The sequence below is a fragment of the Saccharopolyspora spinosa NRRL 18395 genome (genome assembly GCF_000194155.1).
Classification (GTDB): domain Bacteria; phylum Actinomycetota; class Actinomycetes; order Mycobacteriales; family Pseudonocardiaceae; genus Saccharopolyspora; species Saccharopolyspora spinosa.
In genome coordinates, this window is sequence record NZ_GL877879.1 from 273,039 (window position 1) to 290,478 (window position 17,440).

At 70.9% G+C, this 17,440-nt stretch carries 20 protein-coding genes; 11 read left to right on the plus strand and 9 right to left on the minus strand.

Annotation, left to right across the window (positions count from 1 at the left end; all coding sequences use genetic code 11):
* The first annotated feature begins 179 nt into the window (after positions 1 to 179).
* On the plus strand, positions 180 to 479 hold the full coding sequence (locus tag SSPN_RS0120370; RefSeq protein ID WP_010307833.1) for a WhiB family transcriptional regulator: 300 nt from the start codon (positions 180 to 182) through the stop codon (positions 477 to 479).
* Positions 480 to 536: 57 nt separating this feature from the next.
* Here SSPN_RS0120370 and bagB read toward each other — a convergent pair whose 3' ends face one another.
* The gene (gene bagB / locus SSPN_RS0120375; protein WP_010307836.1) at positions 537 to 1,676 is read right to left on the minus strand and encodes an ATPase BagB; all 1,140 of its coding nucleotides are present in this window, start codon (positions 1,674 to 1,676) and stop codon (positions 537 to 539) included.
* Positions 1,673 to 2,674 (minus strand): ATPase BagA, encoded by a 1,002-nt coding sequence (gene bagA, locus SSPN_RS0120380; protein WP_010307839.1) that lies wholly within the window; start codon positions 2,672 to 2,674, stop codon positions 1,673 to 1,675. The genes bagB and bagA overlap by 4 nt, the downstream gene beginning before the upstream one ends.
* Before the next feature lie 212 nt (positions 2,675 to 2,886).
* Here bagA and SSPN_RS53845 point away from each other — a divergent pair, with 212 nt between their 5' ends.
* From SSPN_RS53845 to SSPN_RS0120400, 4 genes are all read left to right on the plus strand, one after another.
* Positions 2,887 to 3,045 carry a Sp36 family protein gene (locus SSPN_RS53845; protein WP_010307841.1) on the plus strand — a complete coding sequence of 53 codons (159 nt, stop codon included), beginning with the start codon at positions 2,887 to 2,889 and terminating at the stop codon, positions 3,043 to 3,045.
* Between the two features lies 1 nt (position 3,046).
* Positions 3,047 to 3,505, plus strand: a complete 459-nt coding sequence (locus SSPN_RS0120390; RefSeq protein ID WP_010307844.1) for a RidA family protein — start codon at positions 3,047 to 3,049, stop codon at positions 3,503 to 3,505.
* Positions 3,506 to 3,831: 326 nt separating this feature from the next.
* Positions 3,832 to 4,455 carry a hypothetical protein gene (locus SSPN_RS0120395; RefSeq protein ID WP_010307848.1) on the plus strand — a complete coding sequence of 208 codons (624 nt, stop codon included), beginning with the start codon at positions 3,832 to 3,834 and terminating at the stop codon, positions 4,453 to 4,455.
* Positions 4,456 to 4,486: 31 nt separating this feature from the next.
* Positions 4,487 to 5,602 (plus strand): hypothetical protein, encoded by a 1,116-nt coding sequence (locus SSPN_RS0120400; protein ID WP_029535539.1) that lies wholly within the window; start codon positions 4,487 to 4,489, stop codon positions 5,600 to 5,602.
* Between the two features lie 315 nt (positions 5,603 to 5,917).
* On the opposite strand, the gene SSPN_RS0120405 is transcribed toward SSPN_RS0120400, so the two are convergent.
* Positions 5,918 to 6,805, minus strand: a complete 888-nt coding sequence (locus SSPN_RS0120405) for a Gfo/Idh/MocA family protein (RefSeq protein ID WP_010307851.1) — start codon at positions 6,803 to 6,805, stop codon at positions 5,918 to 5,920.
* Between the two features lie 143 nt (positions 6,806 to 6,948).
* Here SSPN_RS0120405 and SSPN_RS0120410 point away from each other — a divergent pair, with 143 nt between their 5' ends.
* Together SSPN_RS0120410 and SSPN_RS0120415 are read left to right on the plus strand one after the other, a co-directional pair.
* Positions 6,949 to 7,779: an NUDIX hydrolase gene (locus SSPN_RS0120410; protein WP_044575185.1), complete on the plus strand. Its 831-nt coding sequence runs from the start codon at positions 6,949 to 6,951 to the stop codon at positions 7,777 to 7,779.
* Positions 7,779 to 8,576 carry an MBL fold metallo-hydrolase gene (locus SSPN_RS0120415; RefSeq protein ID WP_010307855.1) on the plus strand — a complete coding sequence of 266 codons (798 nt, stop codon included), beginning with the start codon at positions 7,779 to 7,781 and terminating at the stop codon, positions 8,574 to 8,576. The genes SSPN_RS0120410 and SSPN_RS0120415 overlap by 1 nt, the downstream gene beginning before the upstream one ends.
* Position 8,577: 1 nt before the next feature.
* Here SSPN_RS0120415 and dnaN read toward each other — a convergent pair whose 3' ends face one another.
* From dnaN to SSPN_RS0120445, 6 genes are all read right to left on the minus strand, one after another.
* Entirely contained in the window at positions 8,578 to 9,678 is a 1,101-nt protein-coding gene (gene dnaN / locus SSPN_RS0120420) for a DNA polymerase III subunit beta (protein ID WP_029535540.1), read from the minus strand.
* A 306-nt stretch (positions 9,679 to 9,984) separates the two neighbouring features.
* Positions 9,985 to 11,220: an MFS transporter gene (locus SSPN_RS0120425; RefSeq protein WP_010307859.1), complete on the minus strand. Its 1,236-nt coding sequence runs from the start codon at positions 11,218 to 11,220 to the stop codon at positions 9,985 to 9,987.
* Positions 11,221 to 11,637: 417 nt separating this feature from the next.
* Positions 11,638 to 11,901, minus strand: a complete 264-nt coding sequence (locus tag SSPN_RS57755; RefSeq protein WP_010307862.1) for a hypothetical protein — start codon at positions 11,899 to 11,901, stop codon at positions 11,638 to 11,640.
* Positions 11,902 to 11,996: 95 nt separating this feature from the next.
* Entirely contained in the window at positions 11,997 to 12,365 is a 369-nt protein-coding gene (locus tag SSPN_RS57760; RefSeq protein WP_010307866.1) for a hypothetical protein, read from the minus strand.
* 164 nt (positions 12,366 to 12,529) lie between these two features.
* The gene (locus tag SSPN_RS0120440) at positions 12,530 to 13,204 is read right to left on the minus strand and encodes a Crp/Fnr family transcriptional regulator (RefSeq protein WP_010307868.1); all 675 of its coding nucleotides are present in this window, start codon (positions 13,202 to 13,204) and stop codon (positions 12,530 to 12,532) included.
* 93 nt (positions 13,205 to 13,297) lie between these two features.
* A complete protein-coding gene (locus SSPN_RS0120445; protein WP_029535541.1) occupies positions 13,298 to 13,552 on the minus strand; it encodes a hypothetical protein in 255 nt (84 codons plus the stop codon).
* 243 nt (positions 13,553 to 13,795) lie between these two features.
* Between SSPN_RS0120445 and nth the strand changes: the two genes are divergently transcribed.
* From nth to SSPN_RS0120465, 4 genes are all read left to right on the plus strand, one after another.
* Positions 13,796 to 14,623 carry an endonuclease III gene (nth, locus tag SSPN_RS0120450; RefSeq protein ID WP_010307876.1) on the plus strand — a complete coding sequence of 276 codons (828 nt, stop codon included), beginning with the start codon at positions 13,796 to 13,798 and terminating at the stop codon, positions 14,621 to 14,623.
* Positions 14,620 to 15,261, plus strand: coding sequence for a TlpA family protein disulfide reductase (locus SSPN_RS0120455; RefSeq protein WP_010307878.1), 642 nt, complete (start codon positions 14,620 to 14,622; stop codon positions 15,259 to 15,261). Before nth ends, SSPN_RS0120455 begins: the two co-directional genes overlap by 4 nt.
* Complete coding sequence (locus SSPN_RS0120460) at positions 15,258 to 15,968, plus strand: NUDIX hydrolase (RefSeq protein WP_010307883.1); 711 nt, start codon at positions 15,258 to 15,260, stop codon at positions 15,966 to 15,968. Before SSPN_RS0120455 ends, SSPN_RS0120460 begins: the two co-directional genes overlap by 4 nt.
* Before the next feature lie 144 nt (positions 15,969 to 16,112).
* Entirely contained in the window at positions 16,113 to 17,297 is a 1,185-nt protein-coding gene (locus tag SSPN_RS0120465) for a MarP family serine protease (protein WP_010307888.1), read from the plus strand.
* The last annotated feature ends 143 nt before the right edge of the window (positions 17,298 to 17,440 follow it).

The window sequence follows — 17,440 nt, forward strand, 5'->3', positions numbered from 1 at the left end:
TCGAAAGATAACGGAGCGACAACCCTTGTTTGGTTGTGGAACCAGCGGGCTCTACAGTCCGTCTACGTCCAGCGACAGCACTGTTGTGGTCAAAACAGTTCAGAGCACAACATCCGGTGCCGGGGGGCTCCGGACGAAATACGGTCGCCGACGATCCAGTGAGGAGCTGGGGGAACTCTATGTTCGAGCAGGGGGACTGGCGGGTAAACGCCGCATGCCGTGACCAGAATCCGGACCAATTGTTCGTCCGGGGGGCTGAGCAGCGTAAGGCGCGAATGGTCTGCTTCGGCTGCCCGGTCCGCACCGAGTGCCTCAGCGAGGCGCTCGACAACAAGATCGAATTTGGTGTTTGGGGCGGAATGACGGAGCGGGAGCGGCGTGCGTTGTTGAGGCGCCGGCCCGACGTCCGCAACTGGCGGGAATTGCTGGAAGCCGCCCGGCAGGATTATGCCGATTTCACCGAGTACCAAGTGAGCTAGTCCGTTCGAGGCCGGTTTGGGCAATGCGCAACCGCGGATTGCCCGAACCGACTTCTGCTATTCACCAGCCAGTCGGCGGCCGATCTCCCGGAGCCCGGCCAGGTCGTGCACGTCCGACGGCAGCGCCGGGACACCGACCAGCGACACTTCCGGGTGCGCCCGGGTGAACCGGGCGAGCAGCCGCTTCTCGCGCTCGGCCACCGCAACGCGGTCGGCGTGCACCCGCAGCACAGCCGCAGCCAGCGGCGCGGATCCGGTCGCCTCCATCTCCTCGGCGGCGGAGGCCGCCCGGGTGCTGGCGAGCGCGGCGACGACCGGGTGGGTCCGGTTGGCCACCAGGCCGACCAGCGGCATCCGCTCCCCGGCCAGCCGCTCCACGAAGTAGGTGGCCTCTCGCAGCGCATCCGGCTCCGGCGCGGCGACCACCAGGAACGCGGTGCCGGGGGAGCGCAGCAGCCGGTAGGTCTGGGCGGCGCGCTCCCGGAACCCGCCGAAGGTCGAGTCGAAGGCCTGCACGAACGCGGCGGCGTCGGTCAGCAACTGGCCGCCGATGACGGTGGACACCGCCTTCGCGAACATCCCGAAACCGGCGCCGACGATCTTGCGCAGGCCCTTCCCGCCGACCCGGGCCGGGCTGGACAGCATCTTGATCAGCCGCCCGTCCAGCACGGTGGACAGCCGCTGCGGCGCGTCCAGGAAGTCCAGCGCAGACCGGCTCGGCGGGGTGTCCACCACGATCAGGTCCCAGGTGCCGGCGGCGGACAGCTGGCCGAGCTTCTCCATCGCCATGTATTCCTGCGTGCCGGAGAACGACGTGGAGATCGTTTGGTAGAAGTGGTTGTTCAGGATCTGCTCGGCGCGTTCCCGGCCGGCGTGCGCGAGCACCATGTCGTCGAAGGTGCGGCGCATGTCCAGCATCATCGCGTTGAGGTCGCCGGCCGGTTCGAAGCCCTCGATCGACACCTGCTTGGGCTGGTTGCTCAGTTCCCGCAGGCCGAGCGCCTGGGCCAGCCGCTTGGCCGGGTCGATGGTGAGCACCACGGTCTTGCGGCCGCGTTCGGCGGCGCGCAGCGCGAGGGCGGCCGCAGTGGTCGTCTTGCCGACGCCGCCGGAGCCGCAGCAGACGACGATGTGCGTGTTCGGGTCGTCCAGCAACGCGTCGACGTCGATCTGCGCGGGTCGCAGCGGTTCGCTCATCGTGGGCTCCGGATGCCGTGTTCGGTGAGTATCTCGGCGAGTTCGTAGAGCTCTGCCACGTCGATCCCGGCGGTGAGGTCGGGCAGCGAGACGGTCGGCAGGTCGAGCTCGGCGAGCTGCGCGCGGGCGTCGTCCTCGGTCTCGGCCCGGATGGCGTGCTCGATCGTCTCGTGCACCAGCCCGTCCAGGGTCTCGTCGTCGACGTGGAGCCCGGCGGAGGCCATCCCGGTGCGCAGCCGCTCCGCGTCCACCCGGCCCGCTGCGGCGGCGGCGACCGAGCGGGGCGGCAGCCGGTTGGGCCGGACCCGGTTGCAGACCACGCCACCCGGCCGCAGGTCGGCGGCGTCGAGTTCGGCGACCGCCTCCAGGGTTTCCCGTACGGGCAGCTCCTCGAGCAGCGTCACCAGGTGCACGACGGTGTCGCTGGAGTGCAGCAGGCGCACCACGCCGTCGCTGTGGTCCCGGATCGGCCCGACCTTGGCGAGGTCGGCCATCGCGCGTGTGACGTCGAGGAACTTGACCAAGCGGCCGGTCGGCGGCGCGTCGACGACCACCGCGTCGTAGACGTAGCGGCCGCGCTCGTCGGTGCGGCCGGCGCATTCCTTGATCTTCCCGGTGAACAGCACGTCGCGCAGACCCGGCGCGAGGGTCGTGGCGAACTCGATCGCGCCCATCTTGCGCAGCGTGCGACCGGCGAAGCCGAGGTTGTAGAACATCGACAGGTACTCCAGCAGCGCGGCCTCGGCATCGATGGCCAGCGCGCGGAGTTCGCCGCCGCCGGGCGCCGCGGCGATCCACTCCTCGGCGTAGGGCAGTGGGGCGGTGTCGAAGAGCTGGGCGATGCCCTGCCTGCCCTCCACCTCGATCAGCAGCACCTTGCGTCCGCCGGTGGCCAGGGCGAGGGCGAGCGCGGCGGCGACGGTCGTCTTGCCGGTACCGCCTTTGCCGCTGACGACGTGCAGTCGGGCCTGATTCAGTTCCCCGTCCCAGTCGGTCACACGATCAGCGTAAGTGCCGAGTTCCCCGGATGTCTGCCGACCGCGAACTCCCGCTACGCAGGGACGAGCTCAAGACGCGACGCCGGGGAGGTGACCGTCGTGGAGTGCCGCGAAGGCATCCAGGGCTGGGCCGGGGCGGGGCTTTCCCGTCAAGACGGGAGAGTGAGCGCGGCGACGCGGAGGGCGGGCAGCGGGTCTCCTAAGCTGCACGCATGCAGAAGTGGGAGTACGCGACGGTGCCGCTGTTGATCCACGCGACCAAGCAAATCCTCGACCAGTGGGGCGAGGACGGCTGGGAGTTGGTCTCCGTCCTGCCGGGTCCGACCGGCGAGCAGCTGGTGGCCTACCTGAAGCGCCCGAAGGAGGCCTGACATGGGTCGGTGGACAGAACGCCTCGCGGAGCTCGGCATCCCGCTGCCGGAGGTCGTGCCTCCGGTCGCGGCGTACGTGCCGGCCGTGCGCACCGGTTCGCTGGTGTACACCGCCGGCCAGGTGCCGATGGTCGCCGGCAAGCCCGCCGGGATCGGCAAGGTCGGCGCGGAGATCACCCCGGAGGAGGCCAAGCAGCACGCCGCGATCTGCGCGCTCAACGCGCTCGCCGCGGTGGACGGGCTGGTCGGCCTGGACTCGGTGGTGCGGATCGTGAAGGTCGTCGGCTTCGTGGCCTCGGCGGAGGGCTTCACCGGTCAGCCCGGGGTGGTCAACGGGGCGTCGGAGCTGCTCAGCGAGATCTTCGGCGAGGCGGGCCAGCACGCCCGCTCGGCGGTGGGCGTGGCCGAGCTGCCGCTCGGCGTCCCGGTCGAGGTGGAACTGATCGTCGAAGTCGAATAAGCACCGTGACGCAATTTGCGCGGCGTTGCCCGGTTCCGGGTGACGCCGCGTTTCGCTTGCGTCACAACGGGTTGTTGGCGGATATCGCGAACGGCGTTTTCGGTGGCTCGGCAACGAAGCACCGCCCACGACCAGTACGCTGCGATCATCCCCTGCTTGGGTTGGTCAGATCTGGCGTAACCCGCATAGGGGTATCGATTCCAGCGTGTTGCGAAAAGACGGTTCAAGGGCTTGATTGATCCGGTTCTCGCGACCAAAGTTCACCTGGACGGGTGCGGCTAGAGGCCGGGGGCGGCAAGCGACACCCACATCGGTGGAGTACGAGGGTGGGAGGGGCCGAAGTGGCGGTGCGCGAAACCGATCTGCGGTGCCACGAATTACTTCTTCGGCTCGCAGGGCGGCTGCCGGACCGGCACCTGTGGCGCTTCCGCGACTGGCTGGCCGGAGACGCCGCCGACGTGGTCGCGAAGATGCTGCCGGGCACGCTCGTCCGCGAGCGGATCGCACTCGACGACGCCGAACACCAACTACTGGCCGACGCGCTGGCGCCGCTGGGCGCCGACCCCGCGATGGTTAACGCCGTTCTTCCCGTGGAACCCGACGCCGTCCCGGAGCACGCGTTCAGGCCCGAACCCCCCGCGAGCACCAGCTCCGCGGTGCTGGTGCTCGGTGCCACGCTGCGCAGCCGCCCCGGGGTCCGCGAGGTGCGCAGCAGTTGGCGGCGCGACGAGGGCGGCGCGACGAAGCTGGTCGTGCTGGTGACGGCGTCCGCCGCCGTCGTCGGCCTGACCGGGGAGATCCAGCGCATCCTGCGAGCGCTCGGCGAACCCGCCCCGTGCGTCGAGGTGCTCCCGCCCGAGCTGGAACCCAGCGCGTACCACCACGCCGCCCTCGCGGAATCGGTGCTGGTGTGCGTGGGAGCCGAAGAACTTGTCGGCCGCCGCGGTTGAGCGGCCGACATCCGTGAAGGAGGCGTGTGTGGTGGACGTGGCTGAGGGGGCCGGACCCGTGGACCGGCTGCACAACCTCTTGCTTGCCATGACCGGACGGGTGGACGACGACGGGATCAACAGCGCCCGCGAACTTCTCGGCATCGGCCAGCCGGACGCCGCGGCCGAGTTCCTCACCGGCTGCCTGCTGGCCGGCCACATCCCAGTGACCTCGTCCGAGCAGTACCACCTGCGCCGGGTGCTGGACGAAACCCGCTCCATGCACACCCTGGCGGACCGGGTGCACGTGGTGGACTCGCTGCCGTCCGACGATCACCGGTTCGGCGAACCGGCCGAGGACGACGGAGACCTGGTAGCGGCGCTGGAGTCGGTCACCGGGCGGCTCCAGGGCGTGCGCGGGCTGTGGTGCGCCTCGCGGACCACCCCGGCCGGCGCCAGCTACGGAGCGGTGCCCCGGCGCATCCTGCTCGCCGAGGTGAGCCCGGAAGGCTCGACCACGGCGGTCGCCTACCAGCTGATCGAGGCCATGCGGCGGGTCGGCATCAACTGCTCGGTCGACGTATTCGAAAGCGGCGCCGAACTGCCCGAATACCACCGCGAAGCCCTTGCGGCGGCGCACCGGGTGCGCCTCGACGCACCTGCCTCCCGGGCAGCGGAGCGTCACCGGACGGAGGAAGCGCAGCGCCCGGTCACGCGGGAGCGTCCGGTCGCGCCGGAGGACGCGCAGCGTCCGGCGGAGCGCCCTGCGGAGGAGGGCGCGGCGGAGCCGCAACGGCGGGCAGCATCGGCGGAGCCGGAGCGCGCGGCGGAGCCGGAGCGCTCGATCCCACAGCCAGCGCAGCCGGAGCATGAGGAGGCGGTGGCGCAGGCCGCTGCGGCGGCAGCCGCCGCCGAGGCGAACGCGATGCGGGTGCCGCCGGCGGTCGACGCGAAGCTGACCGATCGCGAGCGCAACTTGTTGCGCAAGCTGCACGAGGAGCTCGCGCAGCGGGAGCAGGACCGGTCCGAGACGCGGCGGCCCAACGGGGCGAACAACGGCGAGGAGGTCTGGACGTCGACCATGCCGGGCGGCACCGGCGGCTTCCCGCCGATCGGCGCGGCGCCGACCAACAACCAGGCCTATGCCCCCCAGCAACAGCGCTCCTGACCAGGTGTCCCAGGAGCGCTGTTTCAGCTGGTAAACGCTCGGGGTCACGCTGAGGCGCCATAGAGCGTGCTTTGGATGCGGCGAAGCGGCGAAGCCATCTGTTCACCCTGCAGCGCGTGAAGTGAACGGTCCGTTCGCCTCACGCCACGGCAGCGCAAGGCCGGTGTGGCGGGATGGAGCGAACGGACCGTTCACGGCGAACAGGCCGTTCGCTCCACACCAGCCAACGGGGATGCACCACTTCGCGGAACGCAGCTCCCGAACAGCCTCTATGGCGCCCAAACGCCCTCGCGGCAGCTGACCACCAAACAGCGCCTAGGTCGCCTGCTGGACGTCCGCGAGGATCTGCTGCAGGTGGAGGCCCCGGCGCACGTCGCACGGGTGCTCCGTGCGCTCCTCGCGGATCATCGTGAGGAGGTCGTCGAGCATCCGCGCGTAGCACTCGCGGGCCGCCGTCCGCCGACCCAGCAGCGGTGCTTGGCCGTGCTCGCCGTACACCGCGAAGTCGACCAGCGATGGCTGCACCGGCATGCGCAGCGACAGCGTCAGCGTGCTGGTCAGGTCGCCGGCGTGGCCGAACACGATCTGCCAGAGGCCGTCGCTGCTGCGGTGCGCGTAGTGCACCTGCTCGATCTCGCCGAGGGCCGCGTCGAGCAGGTCGATCGCGTGCGGGCCCGCGTCGATCAACGCGCCGTACTGCTCCTGGCGCCACTCCGACATCGCGTAATCACCCGCCAACAGCCCTCCTGCCAGCCACCGCCCGGTGCCGCCCTGCCAGCTGTCGCGCTCCCGCAAGCCCGCCAGCCACTCCCGCACCTCCGGCGCGAACCGGCGCGTGAGCATCATCAGCGCGGCCACCCTGGCCTCGTCCACTGCTTCGACGATCTGGCGGGCACCGGCCGGATCGGCGGCCAACGGCTTCTCCAGCACCAGGTGCTTGCCCGCGCGGGCAGCTTGCGGCGCGAACTCGGCCTGCACCGCAGGTGGCACCGCGAATGCCACGGCGTCTACCGACTCCAGCAGTTCGTCGAAACCGTCGACGACCGCCGCGTCGTACGGTTCGGCGAAGGTCTTGGCCACGTCCGGCCGTCGCGCCCACACGGCCGCCAACCGCGTTCCTGGATGTTCGTACAAACCCGGGCCGTGCACTCGGTGGGCCCAGGGACCGGCTCCGACCACGCCGACCCGCAGTGCTTCGTCCATGCCGCAATGGTGCCGTTGACCCGTCGCTGTTGCGGCGATTGGGGGTCCGGGCGCGGCGGGCGTGTCGGCCGGGCGCTGCGCTCTCCGTGCGAAATTGATTCTGGAATCACATTCCAAAGGTTTTCCGGCATAGGGTGACCGGCATGGTGCAACTGCCCGAAGATCGGTCCCTGCCAACGGGATTCGTCCGCGAAACGCCGCCCGGGCAGCCGGCTGTGCCCAAGGACGCGGCGACCGTGATGTTGCTCCGCAACGGCGCGACGGGTCCAGAGGTTTTCCTGCAGCGCCGAGTGAAGGGCATGCCGTTCGCCGGCGGCATGACGGTCTTCCCCGGTGGCGGCGTCGACCAGCGCGACGCTGACGCCTCGGTGGCCTGGAGCGGGCCCGACGCGGGCTGGTGGGCCGAGCGGTTCGGCTGCTCACCGGACGCGGCCCGCGCGCTCGTGTGCGCGGCCGTGCGCGAGACGTTCGAGGAGTCCGGGGTGTTGCTGGCCGGGGCGGACCGCACGACGGTCGTCGGCGACACGAGCCGCTACGCCGATGCGCGTGCCGCGCTGGTCTCCCGCGAGGTTTCACTGGCGAAGTTCCTCGCCGACGAAGGCCTGGTCGTGCGCGCCGACCTGCTGCGCCCCTGGGCGAACTGGGTGACCCCGGAACGCGAGCCGCGGCGCTACGACACGCGGTTCTTCCTCGCCGCGTTGCCCGAAGGACAGCGGGCCGACGCGGTCACCACGGAGGCCGCCGAGGCGTACTGGGCCACGCCGAAGCAGGTGTTGGAGGACTTCGAGCAGGGCCGCTGCTACCTGCTCCCGCCGACCCGCGTCACGCTCAGCGAGCTCGCCGAGTGCGGCAGCCTACCGACGGCGTTCGCGGCCGAACGCACCCTGGACAAGATCCTGCCGAAGCTGGTGCGGCGCAACGACCGGTGGCATGCGGTCCTGCCCGGCGAACCCGGATTCAAGGAGGCGAAGTGATGCAACACCCCGCGTACGGGGCATTGCGCCAGGTCACGCCGTACGCATCGGTCTTGCTGGCGGACAACCCGTCGCCGATGACGCTGGAAGGCACCAACACGTGGGTGGTGCGCGAGCGGGACGCGGGCGACTGCGTGGTGATCGACCCCGGCCCGGCCGACGCCGAGCACCTTCGCCGCGTCGCCGACCAGGGCTCGGTCTCGCTGGTGCTGCTCACCCACCACCACGGCGACCACACCGACGGAGTCGGGCAGTTCATCGAGCTCACCGGCGCTCCGGTGCGCGCGCTGGACCCGGCGCTGTGCAGGGGAGCGGAAGCGATCCGGGACGGCGAGATCATCAAGGCCGGGGGTGTGGAGCTGCGCGCGGTCGCCACTGCGGGCCACACCGCCGACTCGGTGTGCTTCGTCGCCGACCACGACGAACCCGCCGTGTTTACCGGCGACAGCATCCTCGGCCGCGGAACGACGGTCGTGGCCCACCCCGACGGCCACCTGGGCTCCTACCTCAAGTCGCTGCGCCTGCTGGCCGCGCTGCCGCCCGGCCTGCGGGTGCTCCCAGGCCACGGCCCCGAGCTCCCCGACGCTCAAGCGATCGCGACGGCCTACCTTCAGCACCGCGAACAGCGCCTCGACCAGGTCCGCGCGGCCGTCCGCGACCTCGGACCGGCGGTCACGCCGCGCCAGGTCGTGGAGGTCGTCTACGCGGACGTGGACCGCTCGGTCTGGCCCGCGGCGGAACTGACCGTCCAAGCCCAACTCGCCTACCTGCGAGAACAGGGCGAACTCCGGGACTGACTCACGACCGCTTCGGCATCAGGACGTAGTGCAGCTCGGCGTCGGACGGGTCCGGTTCCGCGCCGGTGATCACCGTCGAGCGGCGGGTTCCGGAGCGGAGGCCGATGTGGACTGCCTGCGCGCCGAACGCCTGCAGTGCATCCGCGAGGTAGCGGGGCTGATATGCGGTGGTGAAGCGATCGCCGCTGGTGGTGGCCTTGACCGCCTCTTCGGCCTCGCCGAACTGCTGATCGGCCGCGCGCACCCGGACCTCGGCGTCGCCGACCTCCAACAACACCGTGCCCTGCGCCCCTGCGAACGGCGTCACGCGGCGCACCGCCCCGGCGAGCTCGGGCGCCGCGACGTCCACGGTGCAGTCGAAGGCGTCGGCCAGGTGTCGCGCCTCGCTCGGGAACGGCGCGTCCAGCACGGTGCTGCTGACCTCGGCCGACGGCCAGCTCATGCCGACCCGGTCCGCGTCGACGTGCAGCACGACCTCGGCGCCGTCGGCCTGCTTGGCGAGCTCCGCGAGCAGGTTCGCCGGCACCAGCACGTCGAGCTCGTCCACCTCGGGCCGCCACGGCAGGCTCGCCACTGTCATCCGGAACCGGTCGGTGCCGACGAGCACGAGCCGCTCGCCCCGCTGCCTGACGTGGACCCCGGTGAACACCGGTAGGGCGTCATCGCGGGACGCGGTGGACGCCGCGACAGCGGCCAGCGGCAGGAGCGCGGTGTCGAGCGCGCCGACGCGAGGCGGAGCCTCTCGGACGGCGGGGTGGGCGGGCAGGTCGAGCAGCGGGAGCGCGAAGCGCGCGTTCGGCGTGCGCAGCGCGAGCTTGCGACCCTCGACGACGAGCCGCACCTCTGGGCTGTCGATGTTGCGCAGCGTCTCGGCGAGGGGGCGCGCGGGAACGAGCAGCTGCCCCTCGGAGTGCGTCCGCGCACCGCGGCTCAGCCGGATGCTGCGCTCGCGATCGGTGCCCGCGAGCAGCACGCCGTCCGGCGTGGCTTCGAGGACGGTGCCGCTGAGCACCGGATCAAGCACTCGCCCGGGCAGCAGGCGAACGAGATCGGCCGCGGCCTGCGCGAGCGTGCGGGTCGCGGCGGTGACGTCGAGATCCATGCCGGGCAAGCTAGCCAACCCCACCGACACCGGTCGTTTCCGCAGCTAATCACCCATGAACGTTTTCAGGTGCGGTATGCCTGTTGTAGACGTGGTGGCGTGGTGTGGAGCGAACGGCCTGTTTGCGCCGTTTATGGAGGCGAACGGTCCGTTCGCCCCGTGCCAGCAGCCTGGTCCCGGTGTTGGGTGGGTGGAGCGAACGGCCTGTTCGCGCCGTTTATGGAGGTGAACGGTCCGTTCGCCCCGTCCCACATGCGCTCCCCGGCAGTCGCTCTGGCCGCCAACGGCAATCCGGCGCTGACCCGGTCAGATGCCAGCCAGGGAGACGTCGGAGCGGGACGTCGGGACCAGGGTGCGGCGGCGCAGCCACAGGACCGCGGCGAGTACGACGCCGACCGCGCTCGCGGTCAGGAACGACGCCGCCGGGCCGCTGATCTCGACCAGCTGACCGCTGAGCGACTGGCCGATGGCCGCGCCCAGCGTCACCGAGGTGACCACCCAGCCGAACGCCTCGGTGGCGGTGCCCGCTGGCGCCGCGATCTCGATCGCCACCGAATGCGCGGTGGACTGCGGCGTGATCAGGCTGCCCGCCACCAGCAGCGCCAGACACAAGCCCCACAGCGTCGACGGCACGGCCAGCAGGGTGAGCAGCGCGGCGAAGCCGAACAGCAGCGCGGGCAGCCGCAGGTGCATCGGTCGCGGCCAGGGGCGCAGCCCGTAGGCGACGCCGACGACCACCGAGCTCACCGACAGCAGGCTCAGCAGCAAGCCGCCGGCCGTGGGGTGGCCCGCCTCCACGGCCGCCGCGGGCACGCCGATCTCGATGAAGCCGATCAGGATGCCGAAGCCCAGCGCGGCGAGCGCCACGGTCCGCATCCCCGGGCTCGCGATCGCCCCGAGGAGGCTGCTGCCGACCCGCTCCGCCGGGTCCGGCCGGTGGCCGCGGGCGGCTCGGGTGGAGGCGAAGCCGACGCTGCCGATGACCATGCAGGCGGCGCCGACCACGACCCCGGTCCCCGGCCACGGCATCGCGACCATCAGGCCAGCCAGGCCCGGGCCGAGGATGAAGAAGACCTCCAAGCTGATGGCCTCGTACGAGTAGGCCGCGTCCCTCGCCGGGCCGGGCGGCAGTAGCCGCCCCCACAGTGCCCGCGAGGCCGGGCCCACCATCGGCTCGCTGATCCCGACCAGGAACGCCAGCGCGGTCATCAGCGCCACCGGGGCGTGCAACTCGATGGCCACCACCTCGACGGTCACCAGTGCCGCGAACACGCCGGACATGACGTACAGCGGCACGGTCGGTCCCACCCGGTCCATCACCCGGCCCTGCGCGACCGAGCCGCAGGCGACACCGATCAGCGCACCCGCGGACACCAGCCCGGCCGCCGCGAACGAGCCGGTCTCCTGCTGCACGTAGAGCATCAGCGCGAGGCCGACCATCGCGATCGGCAGGCGGCCGAGCAGGGAGGCGATGACGGGCCCGCGGGCGCCGGGAGTGGTCAGGGCGGTGCGGTAGTCGGTGAGGGACGTGGATTGGGACACGTGAACAGTATTCCAATTTTGGTACGACAGTACCAACTTTGGTTCGGGTAATGCCTCTCACGGATTCGGGTAATCCACCTCACACGAGGCAAAAAGGGACCTTCTACCCGGTTCGCCCGCCGACCGAACAGGGCACACTCAAAAAGGAGTCGCTACGCAATCCGGGTGAACTCTGCAACCTAGGTGCGGGCAGCCGCGTCCTGGAAGGTGAGAGGGGTTGCTGGCGGCACCGGCCGTCCAGCATCTTCAACAAGAAGGCTTTCCTCTGGTGCCAAGGATTCGGGGCCGACGCATCGGAGGATCGGGGGAGCGTGGTTAGTCGTCGGGGGACGAACCACGCACATGTGGAGGGGCCGGAGCGCCGCGTCGGGGGCGGCGTCCGGCCCCTTCACACATGTTCTGGAGCTGGTTCGGGCGTCAGCAGCTGCCGCCACCGCCGTCGCCGCCCCCGCTGAAACCGCCGCCGCCGTCGGAGCAGCCCCCGAAGCCGCCGCCCCCGCTGTCACTCCCGCCGAAGCCGCCGCTCGTGTCGCTGTAGCTGCCGGTGTCGCTGCTGTAGTAGGCCCCGCCGGAACTGCCGGAGTAGCCGCGGCTGCGGTTATGGCCACCCTTGGTTCGCACGGACGCGGCGATCAAGATCGCGAACACCGCCACGATCGCGATTGCGAAGATTCCGCCCATCGGTTCGGCCCCTCAGGTCGTCCGTTCTTCGGTCGTCCGTAGGACGCCCATCCGCCACTGGGGGTTCCAGGTCGAGCACGAAACGTGAAGGAGTCTCAGTCGCCACCGCCGCCGCCGGAATCGCCGCCGCCGGAATCACCCGAACCGCCCGAGTCCCACCCGCCGCCGGAATCCCACCCGCCGTGATATCCGCCGCCGTGGTGTCCGCCGCTGTGGTGTCCGCCGCTGTGGTGTCCGCCGAACGAACTGCCGTGGTCCCAGCCCCAGCCCGTGTCGACGCCGCTGGATCCGCTGTCGCTCCGCCTGGAAACTTGCCGGCGTGCGGCCGCCCGCCGGCGTGCGGCGGCGTAGTCGGCTCCCGAGCGCCGGCGATGCCGCCGGGCGCGAGCGGCCCACCGGTCCCAGACGATGCCGACGCCGAGCAGGAGCAACATGCCCACCCCGACGTAACCAAGCCAGTGCATGCCGCCCGCCTCTCGATCGACCGATCAAGGTTCTACACGCCGCGGGGGCCCCTCGGGTTGACTTTCGGCACGAAAAAACGCGCGCCAGCTGAAGAGTCCGGGAAGCGGTCCCGAACCCGTCGGCCGACGCGCGTCAGTTCACGGCGTCGCTACTGCACCAGTGCTCAGCGAGCGCGGCGGGCCAACCGCTCGGGGTCGAGGATGAGCACGCTCTTGCCCTCGAGCCGCAGCCAACCGCGGTGCGCGAAGTCCGCCAGCGCCTTGTTCACGGTCTCGCGTGAAGCGCCGACGTACTGCGCGATCTCTTCCTGCGTCAGGTCGTGGGTGACCCGCAGCAGTCCTGCCTCCTGGCTGCCGAAGCGCTGCGCGAGCTGCAGCAACGCCTTGGCAACGCGGCCCGGCACGTCGGTGAAGATCAGGTCGGCCAGCATGCCGTTGGTCCGGCGCAGCCTGCGCGCGACCACGCGCAGCAGCTGCTCGGCGATCTCCGGGCGCGTGGCGATCCACTGCCGAAGGGCCGACCGGTCCATGCTCAGCGCGCGGACCTCGGTGACCGTGGTCGCCGTCGAGGTGCGCGGCCCCGGATCGAAGATGGACAGCTCGCCGAACATGTCCGACGGGCCCATGATCGCCAGCAGGTTCTCGCGACCGTCGGGCGACTTGCGTCCGAGCTTCACCTTGCCGGACTGAATGATGTAGAGCCGGTCGCCCGGCTCGCCCTCGGCGAAGATCACATGTCCTCGCGGGAACTCCACGGGTTCCAGCGACTGGGCCAGTGCCTCCGCCGCGGCCGGCTCAACGCCCTGGAAGATGCCGGCCCGGGCCAGTGTCTCGTCCACCTCGTCCCTCCATGTTGAGACGCGGCGGCTGTCTGTGGTGCCGGACCCGCGAGTGCGAATCTAGCGGTGTGCCGCCGATCACTACCAGTAATTCTAAGACTGGTCGCGGGAACGGCGAGTACGCAGTCTACCGGCGCGTCCCACCCTGCGGAGCTGGAACAACTCCAGCGCGCGTCCAATGCCTTGCCGGAACAGCGCCCGCACCTCGTCGGGACGAGCGTTCTCCAGCAACTCCTCCACCTCGTTCTCTTGTACCGCGACGTGCCGCAGGCGGGCCTCCACGCGCTCCATGAAGAGGGTGAAGAACATGATCACGAGCGGCACGACGATGACGAACCAGGCAGCCATCATGACAAGAATCCTCGCTCATACCTTCGGGGCGGGTGCAACCGGGGTCGGGTTCCCGGCGAGCGTGACTGCTCGGCCACCTTCCGTGACGACCTCTTCTCATGGCCGGGCGGGGTCCCCGGACCGTGTCGGGGCGCAGCCTAACCCGTGTGCGCAACGCAGTCGGCGCTCGACCCGCCCCGGCGGCCCCGGGCCCCGCCGGTGCGGCGGTTTCCGGGGCGATCGGATCCGTAGGCTGGTGGGGTGTCAGACCTGGCTCGGAACAAGCGCAAGAGTGCCGCGACCCGTTCGGGCGGTGAAACCCGGCTGGGGCTCATCCGGCGGGCTCGCCGGATGCTGCGGTCGCTGACCGAGGCGTACCCGGACGCGCACTGCGAGCTGGACTTCGAGACTCCGCTGGAGCTCGCGGTCGCCACGATCCTGTCCGCCCAGTGCACCGACAAGCGGGTCAACGAGGTCACCCCGGCCCTGTTCAAGAAGTACCCGACGGCCGCCGACTACGCCTCGGCGGACCGCACCGAGCTGGAGGAGATGATCCGCTCCACCGGGTTCTACCGGAACAAGACGGCGTCGCTGATGGGCTTGGGCGCGGCCCTGGTGGAGAAGTACGACGGCGAGGTGCCGGGGAAGCTGGAGCAGCTGGTCAAGCTGCCCGGTATCGGCCGCAAGACGGCCAACGTCATCCTCGGCAACGCCTTCGACGTCCCGGGCATCACCGTGGACACCCACTTCGGACGCCTGGTCCGGCGCTGGGGCTGGACCGACGAGGAGGACCCGGTCAAGGTCGAGCACGCGATCGGCGAGCTCATCCCGCGCAAGGAGTGGACGATGCTCTCGCACCGGGTGATCTTCCACGGTCGCCGCGTCTGCCACGCGCGCAAGCCCGCCTGCGGGGCTTGCCTACTGGCCAAGGACTGCCCGTCCTACGGGGTGGGACCGATCGAGCCCGCACAGGCGGCGAAGCTGGTGCGCGGCCCGGAGACGCCGCGGCTGCTGGCGCTTGCCGGGGTCGTCGACGAGGTCCCGGAACGCACCATCGAGCAGGCTGTGGCCAAGGAGCCGGTCGCGTGAACCTGCGCGCCTACCGCAATGAGATCAGCTGGACCATCGTGGTGGTCGTGCTCGCGGTGCTGGGCGTGATCGCGCTCTGGCCGCGCGGTGCGGACCAGCAGCAGCAACAGCAGTCCGCCGCGTCGGCCCCGGTGCCAGCGGCCCGCGCCGTCGACCCGGCGCAGCGGGCCGCAGCGGCGCTGCAACCCTGCCCAGCTGCTAGCGGCGCGCCAGATGACCTGGCCGGGGCGACCGGCAGCTGCCTGGCCGACGGGCAGCCCGCCGACGTGGGTGCCGCCGTCGCCGGTGGCCCCACCCTGATCAACCTGTGGGCGACCTGGTGCGCGCCGTGCCGCACCGAGCTGCCCGCGCTGCAGGCCTACGCGGAGCAGCCGGGCGCGATCCGGGTTCTGGGTGTCCAGGTCCAGAGCGATCCGGCGGACGGCCTTGACCTTCTTACCCAGCTGGGCGTTCACTTCCCCAACGTGCATGACGGAGACAGCCGCGTCCGGGCCGCGCTGAAGACGCCGAACGTGTTGCCGATGAGCTACGTGGTGACCGCCTCCGGCGAGGTTCGCCGCATCGATCCGCCGGTCGTGTTCAAGTCACCGGACGACGTCCGGGCCGCCGTCGAGCGAACCCTGGGGAGCGACCGGTGAACCAGCTACGAACGGGCCCGCTGGTCGACCCGGTGGAGCTGCCCGGCTGGTTGCAGGGCCTGGTCAAGCGTTCCGCCGACCTGGACCCGGGGAACTTCGGCTGGCCGCGCGCGAGCCCGCCGGCCGACGCCCGCCCGGCCGCGGTGCTGGTGGTTTTCGGCGAGGGGCCGAACGGTCCGGACGTGCTGCTGCTGCGCCGCGCCGACGGCTTGAGCTCGCACCCCGGCCAGGTTGCCTTCCCCGGTGGCTCGCTCGACGATGTCGATCGCGGACCGGTCGACGCCGCGCTGCGGGAAGCCGTCGAGGAGGTGGGGTTGCGGCCGGAAGGTGTCCGCCCGGTGGCGACGCTGCCGGAACTGCACGTGGCGCACAGCGGATTCCGGGTGACCCCGGTGCTCGCGCACTGGGTCGAACCATCCCCGGTCGCGCCGGTGGACCCCGGTGAGACGGCGGCGGTGGCCCGGGTGCCGATCTCCTGGCTGACCGATCCGGCGAACCGGCTGCGGGTGGAATTGGCCGGCCGGCATCCGAGCCCGGCGTTCCTGGTGCCCGGGATGCTGGTGTGGGGTTTCACCGGCGGCCTGCTGTCCGGGTTGCTGGACCTGGCCGGCTGGTCGCGCCGCTGGAACCGCGCCGACGTGAGGGAACTCGACGAGGCTTGGCGGGCCGCCGAGGAGGCCGAGGACATCGGCTTCGGACGTTCTTGAGCGGTTTGAGAGCCTGTTCTCCGAACTCGGCTGATCGTCGCGGCGGTGCGAGTCGCGCGCGTCGGGCCGAGGCTGCGCCGCTTCGAGGACGGGTTCTGAGAACGTGGTGCGGGCCGATCGTCGCGGCGAGGATGAGGTGAGCGGGTGAACTGGGTCGACCTGCTGGTGGTGCTGCTGGCATTGCTCGCCGCGATTTCGGGGGCTCGCAGCGGCCTGGTCACCGCCCTGTTCTCGTTCCTGGGCGTGTTCATCGGCGCGGTCGTGGGTCTGAAGGTGGCGCCGCTGCTGCTGGACCGCTTGGACAGCCCCGTCGCCCGCCTCGCCTTCGGCGTCGGGATCGTCGTGCTGCTGGTCGCCTTCGGCGAGACCTTCGGCATGTGGGCCGGCCGGGAACTGCGGGACCGGATCACCTCCCCGAAGCTGACCGGTGTGGACAACGCGCTGGGCGCGGTCCTGCAGTTCGTCGCGGTCCTCGTGGTGGCATGGCTGATCGCGTTGCCGTTCACGTCGGCGTCCGCGCTGCCCGGCCTCGCGGCCGCCATAAGCCGGTCGAAGGTGCTGACCGCGGTCAACTCGGTGATGCCCGAATCGGCCAAGGCCCTCCCGGACGACCTGCGCGAAATGCTCGGGGTGTCCGGATTCCCGCAGGCACTGGAACCGTTCTCGCAGACCCCGGTCGCGGAGATCGCGCCGCCGGACGCGGCGCTGGCCAACAGCCCGGCGGTTCGCAACGCGCGGACCAGCGTGGTGAAGGTCCGGGGCCGCGCCACGTCCTGCGCGCGGGCGCTGGAGGGCACCGGGTTCGTGATCTCGCCGCACCGGGTGATGACGAACGCCCATGTGGTCGCGGGCACGGACCGGGTGGCGATCGAGATCGGCCGCGGCGAGTTCGACGCGGAGGTCGTGCTCTACGAACCCGACGAGGACGTCGCGATCCTGGCGGTGCCGGATCTGGACGCGGACGCGATGACCTTCGCGCCCGGTCCCGCCAGCCCGGGCAACGACGTGATCGCGCTGGGCTACCCGCTGGACGGGCCCTACACCGCGTCGGCGGGCCGCATCCGGGAGCGGATCAGGCTGCGCGGGCCGAACATCTACGACGCGAACACCGTGGTCCGGGACGTATATACGGTGCGCGGCAAGGTGCAGAGCGGGAACTCCGGCGGGCCGCTGATCGACCCGAGCGGCAAGGTCGTGGGCGTGGTCTTCGGCGCTGCGGTGGATGACCCGGAGACGGGCTTCGCCCTCACTGCGGACCAGGTCGCCGACGAGGTGGCTGCCGCACCCCGGCTGTCCACCGAGGTCGCCACCGGCCCCTGCACGCACTGATCGTCTCCGAACTGGCCCTGCGCGGCGGTGCAAGCTGCGAGGGCGTGCCGAGCGCCTTCGGCACTTTAAAGACAAAGAACCCGTGAGGGCTTCTGGGGCTATGGCATGGCTATGGCACCCAAAAGCACTCACGGGCTTGACCA